Raw genomic sequence first — 20,163 nt, 5'->3', positions numbered from 1 at the left:
GGGATCGTCGCGATCCCGATCGGCTCTGTTGGTCGCCGGAGGTGGTCTACCCGGCACTCGAGTGTCGGAGGCCCCGGGACCGAACTGTCGCAGCAACTGAAGCTATAAGGAAATGGCTCCCGCCGGGAGCGGGAATAACAGGCGCGGCGAAAAATCCCCACCAAACCATTTGCCCACATTTCGTCATTTAGCTAATATTCAAAACATCAAACGAAACCGCACCCCATGGACGACGTCACCCGCATCAGCGCTTTGGCCAACGAAAGCCGTCTGGCCGTGCTGCGCTGGCTCAAGCAGCCTCGCAAGCATTTCCCGCCGCAGCCGCACGGCGACTTCGACGAGCTCGGCGTGTGCTGCACGTACATCACCGAGAAGCTCGGCATCGCGCCGGCCACGACCACGCGCCACATGCGTATCCTTGCGGATGCCGGGCTCGTGCAGGCGACCCGCGTCGGCAAGTTCACGTACTACAAGCGGATCGACGGCGCGCTGCAGCAGCTCGGCCACGATCTCTCGCAACTCTGACTCCCACCGAGGCAACCGACATGGACGAACTCGCACTGCTGGCCGACGCCGACCGGCGCGCACACGCATATCTGGCTGCAACCGCCGACCGGCGTGCATTCCCCGACGCCGCCGCGCTGGCCGGCCTCGCCGCGTTCGACGAGCCGCTGCCCGATACGGGCCGCCCGGCCGACGACGTGCTGCGCCTGCTCGACGAGCACGGCACGCCCGCGACGGTCGCGTCGAACGGCCCGAACTACTTCGGCTTCGTGATCGGTGCGACGCTGCCGGCCGCGGCGGCGGCCGAGCGGCTGATGCTTGCGTGGGACCAGTGCGCGTCGTCGTACGCGAATTCGCCGGTGGCCGCGACGCTCGAGCGGCAGGCCGCACGCTGGGTCGTCGACGCGCTGGCGTTGCCGGAAGGCAGCGCGGTCGGGTTCGGTACGAGCGCGACGGCCTGCACGCTCGTCGCGCTGGTGGCCGCACGTCGCGCGCTGCTCGCACGCAAGGGCTGGAATATCGATGAAGATGGCCTGATCGGCGCGCCGGAAGTGAAGGTCGTGATTTCCGCGCTCGCGCACATCACGGTGAAGAAGGCGCTGCGCGTGCTCGGCTTCGGGATGAAGCGCATCGTCGTCGCGCCGGTCGACGTGCACGGCCGCATCGACCCGGCGCAGATGCCGCCGCTCGACGACATGACGATCCTCTGCGTGCAGGCTGGCGAAGTGAACACCGGGGAATTCGATCCGTTCGCGGCGTTGATCCCGCCCGCGAAGGCGGCCGGCGCGTGGGTGCACGTGGACGGCGCGTTCGGCCTGTGGGCGCGTGCGTCGTCGAAACGCGTGCTGACGGACGGCATCGACGGCGCGGACAGCTGGACGACCGATGGTCACAAGTGGCTCAACACGCCGTACGACGGCGCGATGGTGATCTGCCGCGACGCGGCTGCGCTCGCGACCGCGATGAACAGCGACGCCGTTTACCTGAGCGGTGCGCAGGATGCGCAGAAGAACCTGAACCTCGAATTCTCGCGGCGTGCGCGCGGCATCCCCGTGTGGGCTGCGCTGCGTTCGCTCGGCCGCGCCGGCGTGGCGACGATGGTCGAGCGGCATTGCGCGCAAGCGGCGCGGGTTGCAGACGGCCTGCGTGCGGCCGGCTACGACGTACTGAACCGCGTCGTGCTGAACCAGGTGCTCGTGCGCGCCGGTACCGACGACGAAACGGCGGCGATCCTCGATGCCGCGCAGGAGTCGGGCGAGGTATGGTTCGGCGCGACCGTGTGGCAGGGGCGGCCGGCGTTCCGGATCAGCGTGTCGTCGTGGCGTACCGAAGACGCGCATATCGATCGGCTCGTCGCGTTGCTGACGGAGCTGCGCGGCGTGCACGTACGCTGAGCGTCAAGCGTCGTCCTGGCCCGTGACGGTTGCGGACGCAACCTTCAGGCATTCGATCAGGTGCAGCGCGGCCGGCGTCAGCAACGCATGCCGCCGCATCACGATCGCGACCGTCAACGCGGGCATCGGCTCGGCGAGATCCAGCGCGACGATGCCGCGCGACTTGCGCTCGACGTCGGCGAGCGGTCGCGCGAACACACCGAGCGCATCCGTCTGCGACACGAGCCCGAGCGTCGCGGCAAACGATGGACAGTGAACCACGCGCTTCGGCACGTCGATGCCGAACGGCATGAAGATCGAGCGCACCAGGTCGTTCCCGCCTTCGCCGTAACTCGGCACGCACCATTGCGCATCGACGAGCTCGCGCAGCGAGCGGGCACGTGCGAGCCGGTGCCGGCTTCTCGCGACGACCGCGAACGCCGTGCGGAACAACGGAATGCTCGCGAAGGCGTCGGGGTCCGGCATGGCGTTCGACAGCTGATGCGTGACGATGAAGTCGAGCGAGCCGTCGCGCAGCCGCGCGAGATCCGTCGCGGTCAGCGCATCGTCGACGTTCAGCGTTGCGCCGGGCAGGTCGCGTGCGAATGCCGCGAACGCACGCGGCAGGAGGGTCAGCGCGGCCGTCGGGCTGACCGCGACCGACACCGAGCCGGTCGTCCCCAGCCGCAACTGTTCGATCTCGTCGCGCGTGCGCCGGATCTCCTCGACGATCAGCCGTGCGCGAATCGCGAATGCGCTGCCGTAGTCGGTCAGTGCGATCCCTTTCACGCTGCGCACGACGAGCGGGACGCCGAGTTCCTGTTCGAGCTCGCGCACGATGCTGCTGATGGCCGGTTGCGTGACGCCGAGCGCACGCGCCGCGCCGCGAATGGTGCGATGCTCGGCGACCGCGAGAAACGCATCGAGCTGCTTGAGCTTCATGGACGACCGATCCGGTGACGAAGAAGGTACGGGGTTCCGGGCGGAACGCCGGGTGACAAGGAAAATTTATCGTTCACAACGAAATCTTGGATTTTTCTTATTGGGTCGAGTGTATATGCTCGGTGCTTTTCAGGAGCGGTCACGATGATTCTCGTTAACCAGCAACGGCTGTGGGATTCGCTGATGGAGATGGCGACGATCGGCGCGACCGCGCACGGCGGCAGCTGCCGGCTCGCGCTGAGCGACGACGACGCGCTCGGCCGGCGCCGCTTCATCGCGTGGTGCGAAGCGGCCGGTTGCGAGATCCGCATCGATCCGATCGGCAATATATTCGCGCGCCGTCCCGGCACGCAGCCCGACCTGCCGGCCGTGATGTGCGGCAGCCATCTCGACACGCAGCCGCTCGGCGGCCGCTTCGATGGCGTCTACGGCGTGCTCGCGGGCCTCGAAGCGATCCGCACGCTGAACGAGCACGGCATCGCGACGCGGCATCCGGTCGACGTCGTCGCGTGGACCAATGAAGAAGGCTCGCGCTTCACGCCGGGCATGATGGGCTCGGCCGTCTATGCCGGGTCGCTGGATCTCGACTACGCACTCGATCGCCCGTGCATGCAGACGGGGGCATTGCTCCGGGACGAACTTGTCCGCACCGGCTTCGCCGGCCCCGCGCGCGAACGGCAGATGCCGAAAGCGTATTTCGAAGCGCATATCGAGCAAGGGCCGGTGCTGGAGCAGGCCGGTTTGCCGATCGGCGTCGTGACGGGGGTGCAGGGCATCTACGAACTCGACGTCACGGTGACGGGTTTCGAATCGCATGCGGGCACGACGCCAATGAGCGTGCGCCTCGACGCGATGGGCGCGGCGGCCGCGATGATCGCCGCGATCGTCGAGCACGGCCATGCGTTCGATGCCGATGCACGCGTGACGGTGGGCCATGTCGCGTGCCAGCCGAATTCGCCGAGCACGATACCGGGCAAGGTCCGCTTCAGCGTCGACGTGCGGCACCCGTCGCGGCCGGCATTGCAGCAACTCGTCGCCGACATCGAAGCGATCTGCGTTGACCGCACCGCGCTGCGCGGTACGAGCGTGGACGTGCAGACGATCGCCGAATACGAGCCGGTGGTGTTCGATGCGGAATGCGTCGCGCATGTGCGGCAGGCAACGGCTGCCGCCGGTTACCCGTACCTGGAGATGTGCAGCGGCGCGGGTCACGACGCGGTGAACCTGTCATACGTCGCGCCTTCCGCGATGGTGTTCGTGCCGTGCAAGGCCGGCTTGAGCCACAACGAAGCGGAAGATGCCGATCCGGTGCGCCTCGCGCAAGGCGCGTCGGTGCTGGCGAACCTGCTGGCCGATTGCGCGCGCTAGTCGCGTGTGATGGCGAGCCTTGCGACACGTCCGCAAGCGTGAAAATGTCGGACAATAGCCGCTGCGCGCGCCGAGCCGGCGCAGCGTCCAACCGAAGCATTCATGCTTGCGAGATCCCCATGTCGACTCCCTTTCCCCGGGAACTGCTGAAGGCCGCCGATATCGAGAAGATGGAACCGACGCGCGCGGTGCATTCGCTCAACCCCAATGCCGTTCGTCTCAAGCGACAACTCAGCGACCTGACCGGCCTGACGCAATTCGGCGTTCACCTGCTCACGCTGATGCCCGGTCACGAATCGGCCGAGTATCACCGTCACCTGTACGAAGAAGAATTCGTGTACGTACTGTCCGGCACCGGCGCGGTCACGATCGGTGAACGTACGAGCGAAATCGGGCCTGGCGATTTCATCGGCTTTCCGCGCGGCGGTGAAGCGCATACGGTGCAGAACACCGGCGATGCGCCGCTTGAGCTGCTCGTCGGCGGGCAGCGGCTCGAACACGACGTCTGCGAATACCCGCGAAGCGGCAAGCGGCTTTATATCGCGGGCGAGCTTGAAGACTATGTCGAGATACCGAAGCAGCCGTGATGACCCATCGCGTTCGCGATGCCGGATTTCATATAAAAATCGAATCAACTCTATCGTGTTTAGATAAACAAAATAAAAATTCGTAAAAACACGGGGTAGAGAAATCGCGTTTATTTGGGCACGCTTGTGCGCATTGTCCGTTCCTGAGCGCCGGTATTTCGACATACCGGCGCCTCCTTTTTTCGGGTATCGGAATGCGGAAATAAATACACGCGCCCGGCATTTTCGACCGATTGGCCGGATGCGCGGCAACTCACGAAAAGATTTCTGATTTAAAGCTAAGTAGTTCGAACCAACAGCTTGATTCAAGAACGAAACGGAGACAGGCGATGTCGAGGAACTGGGGGTTGGGAACGGCGCTGCTGGCGCTGTGCGTTGTCTTGGCTTCATGCGGCGGCGATGGCGATTCGCCATCGGCGGTGGCCACGAACCTGTCGGCGTCCGCGAATTCGCAGGGCAATGAAAACGGCAATGGCGGCAACTACAACGGTAACGAAAACGACAATGGCAACGGCAACGGCAACGGCAACGAAGCGTCGAAGAAGAACGCCGACATGCGCGTCGCCCAGTACGTCAATCCGCTGATCGGCACTGATTACGCGACCGACCAGCCGGCCGACCCGGTCGGCTCGGGGCTCGGCGGCGGCACGTTCCCGGGGCCGACGGTCCCGTTCGGGATGATGCAGTGGAGCCCGATGACGCCCACTGCGCAATACGACAGCAGCAAAGGCGACGGCTCCGGCTTCTCCGGCGGCTACTGGTATGGCGACACGTCGATCAACGCATTCAGCATCCTGCACCTGAGCGGCACCGGTTGCTGGGCGAACGGCGGCTACCTGAACGTGATGCCGCAACTCGCGCCCGGCGACGCCGGCACGCCGGCCAGCTTCGATCACGCGAACGAAACCGCGCAGGCCGGCTACTACGGCGTCACGCTCGGCAACGGCATCAAGGCCGAACTGACGACGACGGTACGCACCGGCTTCGCGCGCTTCACGTATCCGGCGCTCGCGCAGGGCCAGCAGGCGACGATCGCGATCGATCCGACCGTGCTGAACAACCGTGCGCAGGGCACGACGGGCGACACGATCAGCCAGGTCGGCGATCGCGCGCTGTCGGGCACGATCGCGGGCGGCGGGTTCTGCTGGGCCGGGCATGCGGTGCCCGTCTACTACTACGCGGAATTCAGCCAGCCGTTCGCGGCGAAGCCGGCGCTGTCGAGCAACAGCCCCGTGACCGTGACGTTCAAGGTCGACAGCAAGCATCCGGACGTGATGATGAAGCTCGGCATCTCGTTCGTCAGCGAAGCGAATGCGAAGGCGAACCTGCGCGCGGAGAATCCGGAAACGGATGAGCAAGGCAGCCGGAACTGGCGTTTCGACAAGGTGCGCCGCGCCGCGAGCGCCGCATGGAATGCCCGCCTGAATGCAATCCAGGTGACGGGCGGCAGCGATGCCGACAAGACGAAGTTCTACACCGCGCTGTATCACGCATCGCTGCATCCGAACGTGTTCAACGACGTGAACGGCCAGTATCCGGACTTCTACGCGTCGAACGGTGCATCGACGGCGCCGACGCGCCAGGTCGACAAGGGCCGCACGATGTACGCGAACTTCTCCGGCTGGGACATCGACCGCTCGTTCATCCAGTTGCAGGCGCTGCTCGACCCGGTGCGCACCGGCGACATCGTGCAGTCGCTCGTGCTCGATGCGAAGGCGTGCGGCGCGTTCCCGCGCTGGGCGTACTTCAATACGGAGACGGCGGTGATGCCGGGCGACGCGGGTTCGATCATTGCCGCGAACGCGTATGCCTTCGGCGCGACGAATTTCGATACGCAGTCGGCGCTGTCGATCATGAAGAGCAGCACCGCGCCGGGCGCCGCATGCGCCGGCACGCCGGTGATGGGCAGCCGCGCGGATTACGACCGGCTCGGCTACGTGCCGGCATCGGGCAACGGCGACAACCAGACCGCGTCGAACACGCTCGAATACGCAGTGCGCGATTTCGCGGTGTCGCGCTTTGCGACGGCACTCGGCGATACGGCGACGGCCGGCACGCTGCTGAAGTCGAGCGGCAACTGGCAAAACCTGTTCGACCAGGGCGCGATCCAGCCGAAGACGTCGGCCGGCGCGTGGGTCACCGACGGGTCGGGCTTCATGGAAGGCAATTCCGAGCAATACACGTGGTACGTACCGCACGATCTCGCCGGCGTGGTCGCGCAGGCGGGCGGCGCCGCACCGGTCGTGAAGCGGCTCGACACGTTCTTCACGCACCTGAACATCGGCACCGTCCAGCCGTATTTCTACGTCGGCAACGAAGTGACGATGGCCGTGCCGTGGGCCTATGCGTGGGCCGGCGCGCCGTCGCACACGCAGCGCGTGCTGCACGCGTCGCTCGCGAACGAGTTCGGCACCGGTGCGGCAGGGCTGCCGGGCAACGACGATCTCGGTGCGATCTCCGGCTGGTACGTGTGGGCCGCGCTCGGTCTCTATCCGGTCGTGCCGGGCGTGAGCGGCGTCGCGCTGTCGAGCCCGCAGTTCGAGAAGATCACGGTGCGCGTCGGCCAGCAGGACGGCAGCTACCGTCTGCTGCACATCGCCGCGCCGGGCGCAGGCTCGGGCGACAGCGCGTCGTTCTACGTGAAGTCGCTGAAGCTGAACGGCGCGCCTTACTCGACCGCGTGGCTGCCGTTCGAGCGCATCGCGAAGGGCGGGAAGCTGTCGTATTCGATGACGGCCGATGCGAGCGCCACGACGTGGGGCACCGATGCCTCCGCGATGCCGTCGTTCCCGCGGGCGGGCGGCGCGCAGTAAATCCAGGGAATCAACGAGCGGTTCTTGTGAACAGGATCGACGAGAGAGAGGGAGGGACGAACGGATGAAGTTACGTCAGGTGGTGGGTATCGGGTGCCTTGCCGTGTTGTCGGGTTGCGGGGGCGATCAGGGTTCGACGGATGCGAGCGTGCTGGCGCAGATGTCGAACGCGCAGGGTAACCAGAACGATCAAGGCAACCAGAACGACCAGGGTGATCGGAACGATCAAGGCGAGAACGGCGGCGCGGGCAAGCGGTCGGTGCTGCGCAGCGTCGATCCGATGATCGGCACCGCGAACCTCGACATCAACGCGGACTGGAGCAGCGGCGTGCGCGGCCACGGCCACGTGTACCCGGGCGCGACCGTGCCGTTCGGGATGGTGCAGCTCGGGCCGGACACGACGGGCGGCGCGCATACGTTGCCGTGGAACTGGGATCGCACGTCGGGCTACCAGTACGACGATCCGTTCATCACCGGCTTCACGCATACGCACCTGTCGGGCACCGGCATCGGGTCGGGCGGCGAAGTGCGGTTCCTGCCGACGCTCGCGCCGGTCGACACCGCAACGCTGGCGAAGGTCGCGGCCGATACGTCGATCACCTACAACGCGTCGTTCAGCCACGACGACGAAACCGCGAGCCCCGGCTATTACCGAGTGAAGATGGCGCCGGTCGGCAGCGGCAACACGCCATGGAACGTGCAGGGCGCGAAGATCGTCGCGGAGATGACGGCGACCACGCACGCGGGCGTCCATCGCTATACGTATTTCCCGAGTGCGGCGACGCAGAAGCGCAGCATGATCGTGAGCATCGACAACCCGATCGGCGGCTCGACCGCGAGCGGCAAGATCCAGGTCATCGACGCGCAGACGATCGCCGGCTGGCAGTTCACGAACAACTGGGCGAACAACAAGCCGACGTATTTCGTCGCGCGGTTCTCGAAGCCGTTCGATACGAAGCACGTCGCGTTCAGCGCGGACGGCTTCAAGGCCTACCTGACGTTCGCCGACGGTAGCGACGGCGGCGCAGTCACGGTGAAGGTCGGCATTTCCCCGTCGAGCATCGCGGATGCACAGGCCAATCTCGCGTCGGAAGTCGGCCCGAAGTCGTTCGACCAGGTGCGCGGCGCGGCCGAGCGCGTGTGGAGCGCCGCGCTCGACCGGATCCGGATCAAGGGCGGCACCGCCGACCAGCGGACGATGTTCTACACGTCGCTGTACCGCACGATGCTCGCGCCGACGGTCTACAACAATGCGGACGGCAGCTACGTCGGGATGGATTCGACCAACGACGGCACGACGTCGCCGCCGACCACGAGCAAGCATGCGAACCCGGGCTTCGACTATTCGTCGACGTTCTCGCTGTGGGATACCTTCCGTGCCGAATCGCCGTTGATGACGCTCGTGCAGCCCGAGCGCGTCGACGGCTGGGTGAAGTCGCTGCTGACGCAGTTCAAGCAGAACGGCAAGGGCGAACTGCCGGTGTGGCCGCTTGCGCAAACGGAAACCTTCACGATGGCCGGCCACCCGTCGATCCCGATGATCGCGGATGCGTACCTGAAGCACCTGACGAGCGCGGGCATCGACGACATCTGGACCGCGCTGACGACCACGCAGGGCGCAAGCGCGCACGGCTTCGACCAGTATCGCCAGAGCGGCTACGTGTACGCTGGCGACAACGCATCGGTATCGACGACGCAGGACTACTCGTTCGACGACTGGGCGACGGCGGCGGTCGGCAAGGCGGCCGGCAAGGGCACGGCCGACTACCGGCCGTACCTGCAACGCAGCCAGAACTACCGGAACGTGTTCAACCCGGTGCTGAACAACGGCTGGAAGTTCTCGCAGCCGAAGGATTCGCAGGGCAACTGGGTCGCGGGCTTCGATCCGACGGCCGCCGAGAAGACCGACTTCTCCGAATCGAATTCGTGGGTCGATACATGGAACATCTTCCACGACTTCCCGGGCCTCGTCGCGCTGCTCGGCGGCAAGAGCCAGTTCATCGCGCAGCTCGACCGCACGTTCGATCTGGCCAACCCGCTGACCTTCCTCGACAACCAGGGCTTCCCTGACCTGACCGGCCGCAGCGGCCAGTTCTTCGCGGGCAACGAGCCGGCGAACCACCTGCCGTACCTGTACGACGTCGCGGGCATGCCGTCGAAGACGCAGGACCGCGTGCGCACGGTGATGGACGACATGTACTCGCTGACGCTGACGGCCGGCGACCGTGCGTTGCTGAGCGGCGACAGCCTGAAGGCCGCGGTGAACGATCCGCGGCGCGTGCGCGATGCGGCGATTCCGGGCAACGACGATTGCGGCCAGTTGTCCGCGTGGTACGTGCTGTCCGCACTCGGTATCTATTCGCTGAATCCGGTCGGCGGCGTGTTCTACTTCGGCACGCCGTTGTTCGAGGAAGCGACGATCGACATCCCGGTTGCGTCGGGCGGCGGGTCGGGCGGCGCGTTGAAATTCGGTGCGACGCGGCGCTTCAGGGTGACCGCGCATACGGCGGGCGGCGGTGCGCCGTCGTCGGTCAATCGTTACGTGCAGTCGGTCAGGCTGAATGGCACGGCGCTGCACCGGCCGTACATCACCTATGACGAGATGAAGGCCGGCGGCACGCTCGACTTCGTGATGGGGGCGACGCCGAACGATGCGTGGGTCGGCCAGTGGAACGGCCAGGACCCGAACAGCGCACTCGCGCCGTCGCTGGCGCTCGCCGGCAAGTAAGCGGCAAGCGGCCCGCGTCGACGCGGGCCGCATTCCTTCACCCGGCCGTGTCGGTCTCGACCGCGAGACCAGCCGCCTTCCATTCCGGAAAGCCGTCTTCGAGCCGCGCGGCCTTGAAGCCGCGTGCGCGCAACGCGGCGACGGCTTCGAACGCCAGCACGCAGTAAGGGCCGCGGCAGTACGCGACGATTTCCGTGCCGGCCGGCAGCTCGCCCAGCCGCGCGTCGAGGTCGCTCAACGGAATGTTCACCGCGCCCGGCAGGTGCCCGAGCGCGAATTCGTCGTGCGGACGCACGTCCAGCAGCGTGACGAGCCCGTCGGCCAGCCGGCCGGTCAGTTCGCCGCGCGACACCGGCTCCAGCGCGTCGCGCGCATGGAAGTAGTCGCCCAGCACCTGGCTGACCTCGGCGACATTGCGCTCGCCCACGCGGCCGAGCGCCTTCATCAGCACGACGACCTCGTTGTCGCCGGCGAGCCGGTACACGATGTGCTTGCCGCGCCGCTCGGTATCGACGAGGCGTGCGCGCCGCAGGATCTGCAGGTGCCGCGACGTGTTCGCGAACGTCATCCCCGACAGCGTCGTCAGTTCCTCGACCGACCGCTCGCGCTGCGCGAGGTGTTCCAGCAGTTCGAGCCGGTTCGGGTGACCGATCGCCTGCGCGACCTCGGCGAGGCTCGCGTAAATCGCTTGCTTGGGTCCGGTGCTTGACAAGTCGCCTCCCATCGATCAATCATTCATCAAAGTGATTGAATGTTACCGCATTCGCGGGACGGGAGCAAATCCGATGATCCTCAGACCATTCCTCCATCCCGATACGGGAGGCATTTCATACCTGTTCGGTTGCGGCGGCAAGGCGACCGGCGCGGTCGTCGATCCGGTCGCGCCGCCCGACGACTACCTGCGCGCGGCCGAGGCCGTCGGCATGAAGATCGCGTACGTGATCGACACCCATGTGCATGCGGACCACCTGTCGATCGGCCGTGCGCTGGCGGACGCGGCCGGCGCGGCGTACGTGCTGTCCGCGCGGGCCGACGTCGCCGTGCCGTTTGCCGGCGTCGACGAAGGCGACCGGCTCGCGCTCGGCAATGTCGTCGTCGACGTGCTGCATACGCCGGGCCACACGCCCGAGCACATCAGCCTGCTGGTGACGGATCGCACGCGCGCCGACGAGCCGTGGTTCGTGCTGACCGGCCACACGCTGATGATCGGCGACGTCGGCCGTACCGAGCTGGCCGTGAGCGCCGAAACGGGCGCGCGCGACCTGTTCCGCAGCGTCCGGCGGCTCGCCGCGCTGCCCGATCACGTCGAAGTGCTGCCCGGCGCGTTCTCGGGCTCCGTGTGCGGTCGCGGGCTCAGCGGCAAACCGACATCGACGATCGGGTTCGAGAAGCGCTACAACGCGGCGCTGCGCATCGACGACGAAGACGCGTTCGTCCGCTTCATGCTGACCGACGTTCCGCCCGCCCCGCCGGCCGCCGCGCAGCTGCGCGCGGCCAACGCGGGGCGCGACGCGGCGGGAGGCTGATGCGATGGAGAACGTAGCGGTGGCGCGCGGCGGGCGCGCAGTGGCGCTCGGCCTGCGCGAGAACGGGCGACAATTCGCGCTGCTCGTGCTGGTCAACGCGTTCGTCGGCGGGATGGTCGGCATCGAGCGCACGGTCGTGCCGTTGATCGGCTCGGAACAGTTCCACCTCGAATCGACCGTGCTGATCACGTCGTTCATCGTCAGCTTCGGGCTGGTCAAGGCATTCGCGAACCTCGTGTCGGGCCAGCTTGCCGATACGTGGGGGCGCAAGCGCGTACTGATCGTTGGCTGGCTGTTCGGCCTGCCGGTACCGTTCATGATCATCGCGGCGCCGAACTGGGAAAGGGTGATCGCCGCGAACGTGCTGCTCGGGCTGAGCCAGGGCTTCGCGTGGTCGATGACGGTGATCATGAAGGTCGATCTCGTCGGCCCGAAGAGTCGCGGCCTCGCGGTCGGCCTGAACGAATTCGCCGGCTATTTCGCGGTGGGCGCGACCGCGTTCGCGACCGGCTATCTCGCGAGCCGCTACGGGCTGCGGCCGACGCCGATCTATCTCGGCGTGTTCTACGCCCTTGCGGGCCTGCTGCTGTCGATCCTCGTCGTGCGTGACACGCGCGAGCACGTGCGGCTCGAAAGCGGCAAGCCGGACGGGGCGTCCGCGCTGTCGTTCCGCGAGGTCTTCATGCTGACATCGTTCCGCGACCGCAACCTGTTCGCGGCGTCGCAGGCCGGCATGATCAACAACCTCAACGACGGGATGAGCTGGGGCATTTTCCCGCTGTTCTTCACGACGCTCGGGCTCGGCATCGAGCGGATCGGCATCCTGAAGGCCGTCTATCCGATCGTGTGGGGCAGCTGCCAGATCGTCACCGGCCCGCTGAGCGACCGGTGGGGCCGCAAGGGGCTGATCGTCGCCGGGATGTGGGTGCAGGCGGCCGGGCTCGCGCTGACCGCGCTGACCGGGCAGTTCCGCTGGTGGCTCGTCGCGAGCGTGCTGCTCGGCCTCGGCACCGCGATGGTCTATCCGAGCCTGATCGCCGCCGTGTCCGATGCGTCCGAGCCCGGCTGGCGCGCGCGTTCGCTGAGCGTGTACCGGTTCTGGCGCGATCTCGGTTATGCGGTCGGTGCGTTGTCGGCCGGCCTGATGGCCGACCGCTTCGGTTTCGCCGCGGCGATCCTCGTGGTGGCGGCCGTCACGTTTGCATCGGGGGCCGTCGTCGCGCTTATGATGCGGGAACGCCACTGACAGGGTTCCCCGATATGGACGCGCCGCTCCCGCCGATGTCTGCCCCGATTGCCGAAACGGCCCCTGAAACCGAAGCCGCCGGCGAGCCGCGCGCGTCGCGCGTGCATCGGCCGGTCGCGCTCGTCACCGGCTCGACGTCGGGAATCGGCGCGGCCGTCGCGCGCCGCCTGGCGGCGGACGGCTACGTGGTGATCCTGCATTCGCGCAGTTCGGCCGACACCGGGCGTGCGATGGCCCGCGAACTCGGTGGGGCTTACGTGCAGGCGGATCTCGCCGACGATACGGAGCGTGTTCGATTGATCCGCGATGCGCTCGCCTTGCACGGGCGGCTCGACGTGCTCGTCAACAATGCGGGCGTGAGCCGCGTGATTCCGCATGACGACCTCGCGGCGGCGACGCCCGACGTATGGCGCGAGATGCACGAGATCAACGTGATCGCGCCGTTCCGGCTCGTGGCCGAAGCCGAGGCCGCGCTGCGCGAGGCGGCATCGCACGGGCGGGCCGGGTGCGTCGTGAATGTCAGCTCGCATGCGGGCGTGCGGCCGAAGGGCGCGTCGATTCCGTATGCGGCCGCGAAGGCCGCGCTCAATCACACGACGCGGCTGCTCGCGCGCACGCTGGCGCCGGCGATACGCGTCAATGCGGTCGCGCCGGGGCTCGTCGATACGCCGCTGACCGCCGACTGGACGGACGCGCAGCAGCTGTGGCGCGAGCGCGCGCCGATGCGCCGCGCGGCGACGCCGGACGACATCGCGCAGACGGTCGCGATGCTCGTCGCCTCCGATTACGTGACGGGCGAGATCGTGATGCTCGACGGCGGATTGAACCTGACGTGAGGCGGTGAGGCGGTGACATGGCGGCGCGCAGGCTTCGCGCGCGCAACCGCCGGGCCCGTTCGACGAACCGGGCGATCCGGTCAGCCGAGGTTCGACCGCAGCCGCGCGAGCGCCTGGTCGTGCGTGCGCTCGAACTTCAGCGGCGTGACCGCGATATACCCTTCGCCGAGTGCGACCGTTTCCGAATCCGCATCGTCGTCGCGCGGACCGCGCGCGAGCTTCAGCCAGTGATAGTCGATCTCGCGCGGATCTCTGCCCGATACGATCTCGACGCCTTGCAGCGTGCCGGCGCCCTGGTTCGTCACCTTCAGCCCGCGTACGTCGCCGGCCGGTCGCGGCGGGAAATTCACGTTGAGGCACGCGTCGCTGTCCCAGCCGGCGGCGGCGAGCCGGCGGATGACGTCAGGCGCATGCGCGAGCGCCGTGTGCCACGGCACCGCGTTGCGATCGGTGAACGCCTGGCTCAGCGCGATGGCCGGCACGCCGACCAGCATGCTCGTCATCGCGGCGCCGACCGTGCCGGAAAACACCGTCTCCGTGCCCAGGTTCGCGCCGCGATTCACGCCGGACAGCACGACGTCGGGCCGCGCGTCCTTCATCAGGTGGCTGACCGCGATCGCGACGCAGTCGCCGGGCGTGCCGCGCACCGCGAAGCGGCGCTCGCCCTTGCGATGCACGCGCAGCGGCTCGTGCAGGCTCAGCGAATGCGACGTGCCGCTCTGGTCTTCCGCCGGCGCGACGATCCACACTTCGCGTGCCAGTTGCGTGGCGACCTGTTCGAGTATTTCCAGGCCGGGGGCGTCGAATCCGTCGTCGTTGGTGAGCAGGACACGGTCGAACAGCGGGCGGGTTTCTTGCATCGGGACGATCCTCGCGGAGATGGGCAATGAGAGGGGAGTGCTGCGCCGCTGCCTTCGTGGCGCAAGCCACAAGGCTAGCACTCCGGGGTGAGGATCGTCGTGTCGCGCAGTCGGTGCACGGCGGCGCGGACGTGAAAACGGGCGCATTGCGCGCCCGTTCGTCGTGGAATGTGCCGCGCATGCGGCGGGTCGGAACCGTTCAGCCGAGCAGGTAGCGCAGCAGGCCGGCCGACACGACGCCGACGATCACGGTCGGCAGGATCGACAGGCGCGTTGCCGCGAGCAGCGTGATTGCGAGCGCGAGCAGATCGGCGGGGCGCGTCGACACGAAGGCCGGCGCGATCACCGAGATCAGCACGCAGCCGGGCACGTTCTCCATCACCGACGCCATCCGCGGGCTCAGCGTGCGGTTGCGCAGCAGCACGTAGCCGAGGATGCGCGACAGATACGTCGTCGACGCCATCAGCACGATCGTCGCGACCGTGCTGAAATCCGGAAGCTCAGGCATCGCGCGGCTCCCACAGCAGCGCGGCGATCAGCCCCGCGCACGCGCCGGCCGCGACGTACCACGCGCCGGGCACGGCGAGGTGCGTGGCGGCGGCGACGACGAGGCTCACGAACCACGGGCGGCTCGCGCGCATCCCTTTCCACATCCCGCGCAGCAGCACCAGAAACACGGCCGTGAACGCCATGTCGAAGCCGTACTGCTCGACGTTGCCGATCGTCGGGCCGACCGCCGCGCCGAGCGTCGTCATCGAGATCCACGTCAGATAGAGCCCCATGCAGATGCCCGCGTAATAGGGCACGCTGATGCGTGTGGCCGAGCGCGACCTGGCGTCGGCGAGCGACATCGCCCAGCTCTCGTCGCACATGAAGAACAGCGCGAGGAGCGCGCGGCGGCGCGGCATGTGCCGGATATACGGCTCGAACGCGGCGCCCATCAGGATGTGGCGCGAATTCACGAGGAACGACATCGCGACGATCAGCGCGATGTGCGGCGGCGACGTCCACAGGTGGATCGCCGCGAATTCCGAGCCGCCGCCGAAGTTCAGGCCCGTCATCATCGGCACCTCGAACAGGCTCAGCCCTTTTTGCGCGGCCTGCGCGCCCAGCACGAGCGCGAACGGCACGAAACCCAGCATGACGGGCAGCGCCGCGCGCAATCCGCGACCCATCTCGGCGACATAGGCGGGCTTGTCGCGAAGCCCGGACGACGTTGAAACGCTACTGCTCATTACTCCTCCTTCGGGGGAGGGATTGTCTGCTTTTTTGACTCGAATCGGGTTGCGTTGTGGCCAGATTTTTCTCAGAATTTGGCATTGAACACGTGATACACGATTTTTTTGGAATCGGATGCCAAATGAAACTTGACGCTATCGACCGCCGGATCCTGAGCGCGCTGCAGCGCGACGGCCGGATGCAGAACGTGGAACTCGCGCACGAGGTCGGGCTGTCGCCGTCGCCGTGCCTGCGGCGCGTGCGTCTCCTCGAGGAAGCGGGCGTGATCGAGAAATACGTGGCCGTGCTGAACCCTGCGAAGGTCGGCAAGGGGCTGACGATCTTCACGCGCGTGTGGCTGAAGGGGCAGGACGCGGAATCGGTGAACCGTTTCGCCGAGGCCGTCCAGCAGATGCCGGAAGTCGTCGAATGCCACCTGATGGCCGGCGATTGCGATTTCCTGCTGCGCGTCGTCGCGGCCGACATCGACGACTACCGGCGCTTCCAGATGGAATACCTGACGCGCATTCCGGGGGTGCTCAGCGTGAAGACCGACATTCCGATGCAGAAGGTCAAGCTCACGTCGGCGCTACCGACCTAGTGCGGCGCGGGCGCGCGCCGGCGCGTCGACGCATGGTCATGGCGCAGTGACAATCGCCGGATAAACTGGCGGGACAAGTCGCATCGCACGTGTTGCCTGTGAAGTCGTGCGGCGTTCGATGTGCAAGCAACTAACGGTCAATGTCGACGCGATCGGGCCGGCGGCGCTGCGCGCCGGGTCATGCGTTGGAGCGAATGCGTTTCTTCTTGTCGGGCCACTCATGCAGCCATTCAACAACCCGTGGAATTCGCTGGAAATCGTCAAGCTCGCGCTCGGCGTGCTGACGCCGTTGTCGGTCGCGTGTCTCGGCTGGCTCGTCGCACGCCGGCTGAAGCGGCTCGAACTCGTGCAGTGGACCAACCAGCGGCTGATCGAGAAGCGGCTCGCGTTGTACGACGCGGTCGCGCCGCAGCTCAATGCGCTGCTGTGCTTCTACACGTGGATCGGCTACTGGAAGGACATCTCGCCGGACGACGTGATCCGTGCGAAGCGCGACCTCGACCGCACGTTCCATATCTACCGTTACCTGTTCGACGACGACGTGTACGACGCGTACCACACGTACATTCACGCGCTGTTCGACGTGCATACGGGCCCGGGTCGCGACGCACGGATCCGCTCGCTGATCCAGGCGCCCGACGGCGATCGCAGCGTGCACGGCTCGTATGAATGGAAGGCGGCGTGGTCCGACCGTTTCGCGACCGCGAATGTCGTGCCGAAGGACGACGTGCTGCGGCATTACACGCAGTTGATGGAGCGGCTGCGCGTGGCGCTGGGCGCGACACGCTGACATGCCCGGCGCTTGGGCGCCTCATGCCGGTATCGAAATCCGCCACCGGGCGGCGCGAATACGCACCCTCGCACATGAAGCGGATGCAGCGCACGGCTGCTGCTGACATGCTCGCGCCATTACCACTCGCGCGAGGTTCGTATGGTCGTCTACACCGGCTGCCGGCCGCTCATGATCCGCTCGCCTGGCGCAGGCCGGCGGCGCTTTTTCTCCGTTGCTTCTGCCGAAACGCATGACACGCCGTTGCCGGTCGAACCGGAAATCGGCGACATCGTCTTTATCCGCGTGACCGTGCGGCCGTTCCTCGAAGTGGCGAGCGCGACGCGCTCGTGGACGAATCACGTCGGGATCGTCGTCGGCGAGCGCGGCGGGGAGGCGCTGATCGCGGAGAGCACGTTCCCGCTGTCGCGCGTGACGACGATGTCGCGGTTTCTCGCGCGCTCCGATCGCGGCGCCTGCGTGATCGCGCGGCTCAGGCAGCCGCTCGACGCCGCGCAACGGCGCCGGCTCGTCGACGCGGCGATGCGCCGGATCGGTGTGGTCTACGACACGGGGTTCAATCTCGCGTCGCGCCGGCAGTTCTGCTCGCGGTTCGTGCGCGAGGTCGTGCGCGATGCGACGCGGATCGTGCTCGGCGACGTCGAGACCTTCGACACGCTGCTGCGCCGGAATCCCGATCATCCGCTCGGCTTCTGGAAGATCTGGTATTTCGGCCGGATTCCGTGGCGCCGCCGTACGGTGACGCCGGCGAGCTTGCTCGATAGCGGCGCGTTGCGGGTGGTGGTGGATACGCGCGACCGGGTTGAAAACGTGTCCGAAGGTGACAATCCGGGCAGCGCCTGAAGCGAGCGATGACGAACATCGGCCCGCGGCGAAAGCAAGTCGCCCTTACTTCACGGCGGCCGTGCTCGTTTCGGTGCATTCCTCGGAATCTGCGTGCGTCGTGCGGGCCGCTCGTCGTGCAGCAAGCATCGTACCGAGCAGCGCAAAATCCTCGCGATTCAGGCGTTCGTATTCGGCACGCACCTCTGGGTCGGCCAATGCATGCTCGCGCAGTGCGTCATATGTTGTCATCTCAAACCTCGCGAGTTCGATTGTGCCGGCACGATTGCCTGGCACGTTTGCAACTACTGCCGCCCCGCCACCGCCAGCCGCGCCGCCAGCCCCACGAACACCGACCCGAGCAGATACTGCGGCAGCTTCGACGGCCGGCGGCGCGCGCCGATCTGCTGGCTCAGCCGGCTCGCGGAGAGAATGACCGCGCCGTTGACGACGATCCCGATCAGGTTCAGCACCGTCGCGAGCACGAGAATCTGCACGGCGATCGACCCGTGCTCGGGTCGCACGAACTGCGGGAACAGCGCGAGCACGAACAGCGCCATCTTCGGATTCAGCAGGTTCGTGGTGAGCCCCTGACGGAAGATCGTCGCGGTCGAGTGGCGACGCTGCGACGCGACGGGCGACAGCGCGGTCGCATCCGAACGGAACGTCTTCCACGCGAGATACAGCAGATAGGCGGCGCCCGCGAAGCGCACGGCGTCGTACGCGAGCGGCACGGCGACGAAGAGCTGCGACAGCCCGAGCGCGGCCGCGAGCGCGTGGCAGTAGGTGCCGGCCTGAATGCCCGCGAGCGTCGCGAAGCCTGCGCGCCGGCCCTGGCTCACGCTGCGGGACGCGATCAGCAGCATGTCGGGGCCCGGCGTGGCGGTCAGCGCGAGACACGCGCCTGAGAACAGCGCGAGCGTGGAGAGGTCGATCATGGCAGTCCCTTTTGTCGATGCAGCGTAAAAGGGAGGTCAGTTTAGGAGGGCGCGCGAAGCCGGTCAATCGGGCGAACGGACAATGGCCCGGCGGCGCAGATCGCGTCGTGACGCGGGCATCACGTGCGCGCAATCGGCACAGCGCTTACTGCTTGCGGCAAGCGACCTGATAGTCGATCACGGTGTTCGCGGAAGGCTGGTCCGGCTCGCCGCCGACCGTCGTCACGCCGAGCACGGCGGCCGTATTCCGGTAGCGCAGCGCGCAATACCCCATCCCGGTGCCCGAACACGCTTCGGCTTCGATGATGCCGTGCTTCGCGAGCGTTGCCGCGCCATCCATCGCGTCCGGCTTTTCGCGCGGGCGCAGCGGCTGCCAGCCGCGTGCGATCAGGATCCTGCGTGCCGCGTCGAGCGGCTTGCCGTACACGTTCGGCACGACCGCGCGGCCGCTGCAGTACGTGCTTTCGGCGGCGACGCGGGTCAGCCGCAGGTCGCCGCTCTCTTCATGCAGGTCGCCGACGGGCGGCGCGGGGCCGTCGCCGCCCCAGATCCGCAGTGCGCCGTTTTCCAGCCGGTCGGCCGAGCCGAGCTGCCAGCCGGCGTTGCGTGCGGTATAGCCGAGCGCGACGAGCGTCGTACCGTCGAACACGCCGATGTTGCTGTTGCGTGCGTAACAGATCGCGCTCGTGCCGGGCTTGAATCCGCTCGAGAACGTGACGACCGTATAGCGGCCCAGCGGCGCCTCGGATGTCACGATCCAGTCGAGCCTGGCGACTTCGCGGCCGGCTGCGGTGGTCGTCTTCGCGCGATATCGTGCGCAGAACGGGTCGAGCGAGCCGTTCTCCGGCGAGTGCGGCAGCACGCCGAGCGGCACCAGTGATGCACCGGCGATATCGGAGGCCGTCCGCGGCGTTTCGGCCGATGCTGTGCCGCCGAGCGCAGTACAGGCAACGGCGGAGATCGTGGCGGCAGCGGCGAAACGTCGGGCTGAAAGCAGGGCAATGAAGCGAA

The 20,163-nt window shown here is 67.1% G+C and carries 20 protein-coding genes; 12 read left to right on the top strand and 8 right to left on the bottom strand.

Annotated elements, in window-relative coordinates; translation table 11 throughout:
• Positions 1-225 precede the first annotated feature (225 nt).
• Both AC5LXK_RS30625 and AC5LXK_RS30620 read left to right on the top strand, forming a co-directional pair.
• A complete protein-coding gene (locus AC5LXK_RS30625; protein WP_493392382.1) occupies positions 226-525 on the top strand; it encodes an ArsR/SmtB family transcription factor in 300 nt (99 codons plus the stop codon).
• A gap of 20 nt (positions 526-545) precedes the next feature.
• Complete coding sequence (locus AC5LXK_RS30620; RefSeq protein WP_493392381.1) at positions 546-1,898, top strand: pyridoxal phosphate-dependent decarboxylase family protein; 1,353 nt, start codon at positions 546-548, stop codon at positions 1,896-1,898.
• Positions 1,899-1,901: 3 nt separating this feature from the next.
• Here AC5LXK_RS30620 and AC5LXK_RS30615 read toward each other — a convergent pair whose 3' ends face one another.
• Positions 1,902-2,819 carry a LysR substrate-binding domain-containing protein gene (locus tag AC5LXK_RS30615; RefSeq protein ID WP_493392380.1) on the bottom strand — a complete coding sequence of 306 codons (918 nt, stop codon included), beginning with the start codon at positions 2,817-2,819 and terminating at the stop codon, positions 1,902-1,904.
• A gap of 144 nt (positions 2,820-2,963) precedes the next feature.
• Here AC5LXK_RS30615 and AC5LXK_RS30610 point away from each other — a divergent pair, with 144 nt between their 5' ends.
• From AC5LXK_RS30610 to AC5LXK_RS30595, 4 genes are all read left to right on the top strand, one after another.
• On the top strand, positions 2,964-4,187 hold the full coding sequence (locus AC5LXK_RS30610; RefSeq protein WP_493392379.1) for a Zn-dependent hydrolase: 1,224 nt from the start codon (positions 2,964-2,966) through the stop codon (positions 4,185-4,187).
• 119 nt (positions 4,188-4,306) lie between these two features.
• Positions 4,307-4,774, top strand: coding sequence for a cupin domain-containing protein (locus tag AC5LXK_RS30605; RefSeq protein ID WP_493394087.1), 468 nt, complete (start codon positions 4,307-4,309; stop codon positions 4,772-4,774).
• 329 nt (positions 4,775-5,103) lie between these two features.
• On the top strand, positions 5,104-7,587 hold the full coding sequence (locus AC5LXK_RS30600; protein ID WP_493392378.1) for a GH92 family glycosyl hydrolase: 2,484 nt from the start codon (positions 5,104-5,106) through the stop codon (positions 7,585-7,587).
• Positions 7,588-7,651: 64 nt separating this feature from the next.
• Positions 7,652-10,315, top strand: a complete 2,664-nt coding sequence (locus AC5LXK_RS30595) for a GH92 family glycosyl hydrolase (RefSeq protein WP_493392377.1) — start codon at positions 7,652-7,654, stop codon at positions 10,313-10,315.
• Positions 10,316-10,352: 37 nt separating this feature from the next.
• Here AC5LXK_RS30595 and AC5LXK_RS30590 read toward each other — a convergent pair whose 3' ends face one another.
• Positions 10,353-11,027, bottom strand: coding sequence for an ArsR/SmtB family transcription factor (locus tag AC5LXK_RS30590; protein ID WP_493392376.1), 675 nt, complete (start codon positions 11,025-11,027; stop codon positions 10,353-10,355).
• Between the two features lie 73 nt (positions 11,028-11,100).
• On the opposite strand from AC5LXK_RS30590, the gene AC5LXK_RS30585 reads away from it, so the two are divergent.
• From AC5LXK_RS30585 to AC5LXK_RS30575, 3 genes are read left to right on the top strand one after another with little or no spacing between them, the layout of a single operon-like run.
• Positions 11,101-11,841, top strand: coding sequence for an MBL fold metallo-hydrolase (locus tag AC5LXK_RS30585; RefSeq protein WP_493392375.1), 741 nt, complete (start codon positions 11,101-11,103; stop codon positions 11,839-11,841).
• A gap of 4 nt (positions 11,842-11,845) precedes the next feature.
• On the top strand, positions 11,846-13,087 hold the full coding sequence (locus AC5LXK_RS30580) for an MFS transporter (protein ID WP_493392373.1): 1,242 nt from the start codon (positions 11,846-11,848) through the stop codon (positions 13,085-13,087).
• A gap of 14 nt (positions 13,088-13,101) precedes the next feature.
• Positions 13,102-13,923 carry an SDR family NAD(P)-dependent oxidoreductase gene (locus AC5LXK_RS30575; protein WP_309286989.1) on the top strand — a complete coding sequence of 274 codons (822 nt, stop codon included), beginning with the start codon at positions 13,102-13,104 and terminating at the stop codon, positions 13,921-13,923.
• Between the two features lie 80 nt (positions 13,924-14,003).
• On the opposite strand, the gene surE is transcribed toward AC5LXK_RS30575, so the two are convergent.
• The 3 genes from surE to AC5LXK_RS30560 all read right to left on the bottom strand — a co-directional run bounded on the left by surE (position 14,004) and on the right by AC5LXK_RS30560 (position 16,018).
• Positions 14,004-14,783, bottom strand: a complete 780-nt coding sequence (gene surE, locus AC5LXK_RS30570; RefSeq protein ID WP_493392372.1) for a 5'/3'-nucleotidase SurE — start codon at positions 14,781-14,783, stop codon at positions 14,004-14,006.
• A gap of 199 nt (positions 14,784-14,982) precedes the next feature.
• The gene (locus AC5LXK_RS30565) at positions 14,983-15,291 is read right to left on the bottom strand and encodes an AzlD family protein (protein WP_059237885.1); all 309 of its coding nucleotides are present in this window, start codon (positions 15,289-15,291) and stop codon (positions 14,983-14,985) included.
• On the bottom strand, positions 15,284-16,018 hold the full coding sequence (locus AC5LXK_RS30560) for an AzlC family ABC transporter permease (RefSeq protein ID WP_493392371.1): 735 nt from the start codon (positions 16,016-16,018) through the stop codon (positions 15,284-15,286). The genes AC5LXK_RS30565 and AC5LXK_RS30560 overlap by 8 nt, the downstream gene beginning before the upstream one ends.
• Before the next feature lie 125 nt (positions 16,019-16,143).
• Here AC5LXK_RS30560 and AC5LXK_RS30555 point away from each other — a divergent pair, with 125 nt between their 5' ends.
• From AC5LXK_RS30555 to AC5LXK_RS30545, 3 genes are all read left to right on the top strand, one after another.
• Positions 16,144-16,602, top strand: a complete 459-nt coding sequence (locus tag AC5LXK_RS30555) for an Lrp/AsnC family transcriptional regulator (protein WP_006486309.1) — start codon at positions 16,144-16,146, stop codon at positions 16,600-16,602.
• Between the two features lie 220 nt (positions 16,603-16,822).
• Positions 16,823-17,392: a hypothetical protein gene (locus AC5LXK_RS30550; protein ID WP_493392370.1), complete on the top strand. Its 570-nt coding sequence runs from the start codon at positions 16,823-16,825 to the stop codon at positions 17,390-17,392.
• Between the two features lie 141 nt (positions 17,393-17,533).
• A complete protein-coding gene (locus tag AC5LXK_RS30545) occupies positions 17,534-18,235 on the top strand; it encodes a YebB family permuted papain-like enzyme (protein WP_493392369.1) in 702 nt (233 codons plus the stop codon).
• Between the two features lie 45 nt (positions 18,236-18,280).
• Here the strand turns inward: AC5LXK_RS30545 and AC5LXK_RS30540 are convergent, their stop codons facing one another.
• The 3 genes from AC5LXK_RS30540 to AC5LXK_RS30530 all read right to left on the bottom strand — a co-directional run bounded on the left by AC5LXK_RS30540 (position 18,281) and on the right by AC5LXK_RS30530 (position 20,149).
• The gene (locus AC5LXK_RS30540; RefSeq protein ID WP_493392368.1) at positions 18,281-18,466 is read right to left on the bottom strand and encodes a hypothetical protein; all 186 of its coding nucleotides are present in this window, start codon (positions 18,464-18,466) and stop codon (positions 18,281-18,283) included.
• A gap of 53 nt (positions 18,467-18,519) precedes the next feature.
• Positions 18,520-19,152, bottom strand: a complete 633-nt coding sequence (locus AC5LXK_RS30535; RefSeq protein WP_493392367.1) for a LysE family translocator — start codon at positions 19,150-19,152, stop codon at positions 18,520-18,522.
• A gap of 145 nt (positions 19,153-19,297) precedes the next feature.
• A complete protein-coding gene (locus AC5LXK_RS30530; protein WP_493394086.1) occupies positions 19,298-20,149 on the bottom strand; it encodes a hypothetical protein in 852 nt (283 codons plus the stop codon).
• Positions 20,150-20,163: the final 14 nt, after the last annotated feature.

The organism is Burkholderia pulmonis (genome assembly GCF_984667975.1).
This window is presented reverse-complemented; position numbering and strand designations above follow the sequence as displayed.

What these genes read in the sequence shown, in the direction of transcription:
- AC5LXK_RS30575 (WP_309286989.1), top strand. Translation starts at nt 13,102, where the DNA reads ATGGACGCGCCGCTCCCGCCGATGTCTGCCCCGATTGCCGAAACGGCC.
- AC5LXK_RS30620 (WP_493392381.1), top strand. Translation starts at nt 546, where the DNA reads ATGGACGAACTCGCACTGCTGGCCGACGCCGACCGGCGCGCACACGCA.
- AC5LXK_RS30545 (WP_493392369.1), top strand. Translation starts at nt 17,534, where the DNA reads ATGGTCGTCTACACCGGCTGCCGGCCGCTCATGATCCGCTCGCCTGGC.
- AC5LXK_RS30625 (WP_493392382.1), top strand. Translation starts at nt 226, where the DNA reads ATGGACGACGTCACCCGCATCAGCGCTTTGGCCAACGAAAGCCGTCTG.
- AC5LXK_RS30610 (WP_493392379.1), top strand. Translation starts at nt 2,964, where the DNA reads ATGATTCTCGTTAACCAGCAACGGCTGTGGGATTCGCTGATGGAGATG.
- AC5LXK_RS30600 (WP_493392378.1), top strand. Translation starts at nt 5,104, where the DNA reads ATGTCGAGGAACTGGGGGTTGGGAACGGCGCTGCTGGCGCTGTGCGTT.
- AC5LXK_RS30560 (WP_493392371.1), bottom strand. Translation starts at nt 16,018, where the DNA reads ATGAGCAGTAGCGTTTCAACGTCGTCCGGGCTTCGCGACAAGCCCGCC.
- AC5LXK_RS30585 (WP_493392375.1), top strand. Translation starts at nt 11,101, where the DNA reads ATGATCCTCAGACCATTCCTCCATCCCGATACGGGAGGCATTTCATAC.
- AC5LXK_RS30580 (WP_493392373.1), top strand. Translation starts at nt 11,846, where the DNA reads ATGGAGAACGTAGCGGTGGCGCGCGGCGGGCGCGCAGTGGCGCTCGGC.
- AC5LXK_RS30555 (WP_006486309.1), top strand. Translation starts at nt 16,144, where the DNA reads ATGAAACTTGACGCTATCGACCGCCGGATCCTGAGCGCGCTGCAGCGC.
- AC5LXK_RS30615 (WP_493392380.1), bottom strand. Translation starts at nt 2,819, where the DNA reads ATGAAGCTCAAGCAGCTCGATGCGTTTCTCGCGGTCGCCGAGCATCGC.
- AC5LXK_RS30605 (WP_493394087.1), top strand. Translation starts at nt 4,307, where the DNA reads ATGTCGACTCCCTTTCCCCGGGAACTGCTGAAGGCCGCCGATATCGAG.
- AC5LXK_RS30595 (WP_493392377.1), top strand. Translation starts at nt 7,652, where the DNA reads ATGAAGTTACGTCAGGTGGTGGGTATCGGGTGCCTTGCCGTGTTGTCG.
- AC5LXK_RS30565 (WP_059237885.1), bottom strand. Translation starts at nt 15,291, where the DNA reads ATGCCTGAGCTTCCGGATTTCAGCACGGTCGCGACGATCGTGCTGATG.
- AC5LXK_RS30540 (WP_493392368.1), bottom strand. Translation starts at nt 18,466, where the DNA reads ATGACAACATATGACGCACTGCGCGAGCATGCATTGGCCGACCCAGAG.
- AC5LXK_RS30550 (WP_493392370.1), top strand. Translation starts at nt 16,823, where the DNA reads ATGCAGCCATTCAACAACCCGTGGAATTCGCTGGAAATCGTCAAGCTC.
- AC5LXK_RS30535 (WP_493392367.1), bottom strand. Translation starts at nt 19,152, where the DNA reads ATGATCGACCTCTCCACGCTCGCGCTGTTCTCAGGCGCGTGTCTCGCG.
- surE (WP_493392372.1), bottom strand. Translation starts at nt 14,783, where the DNA reads ATGCAAGAAACCCGCCCGCTGTTCGACCGTGTCCTGCTCACCAACGAC.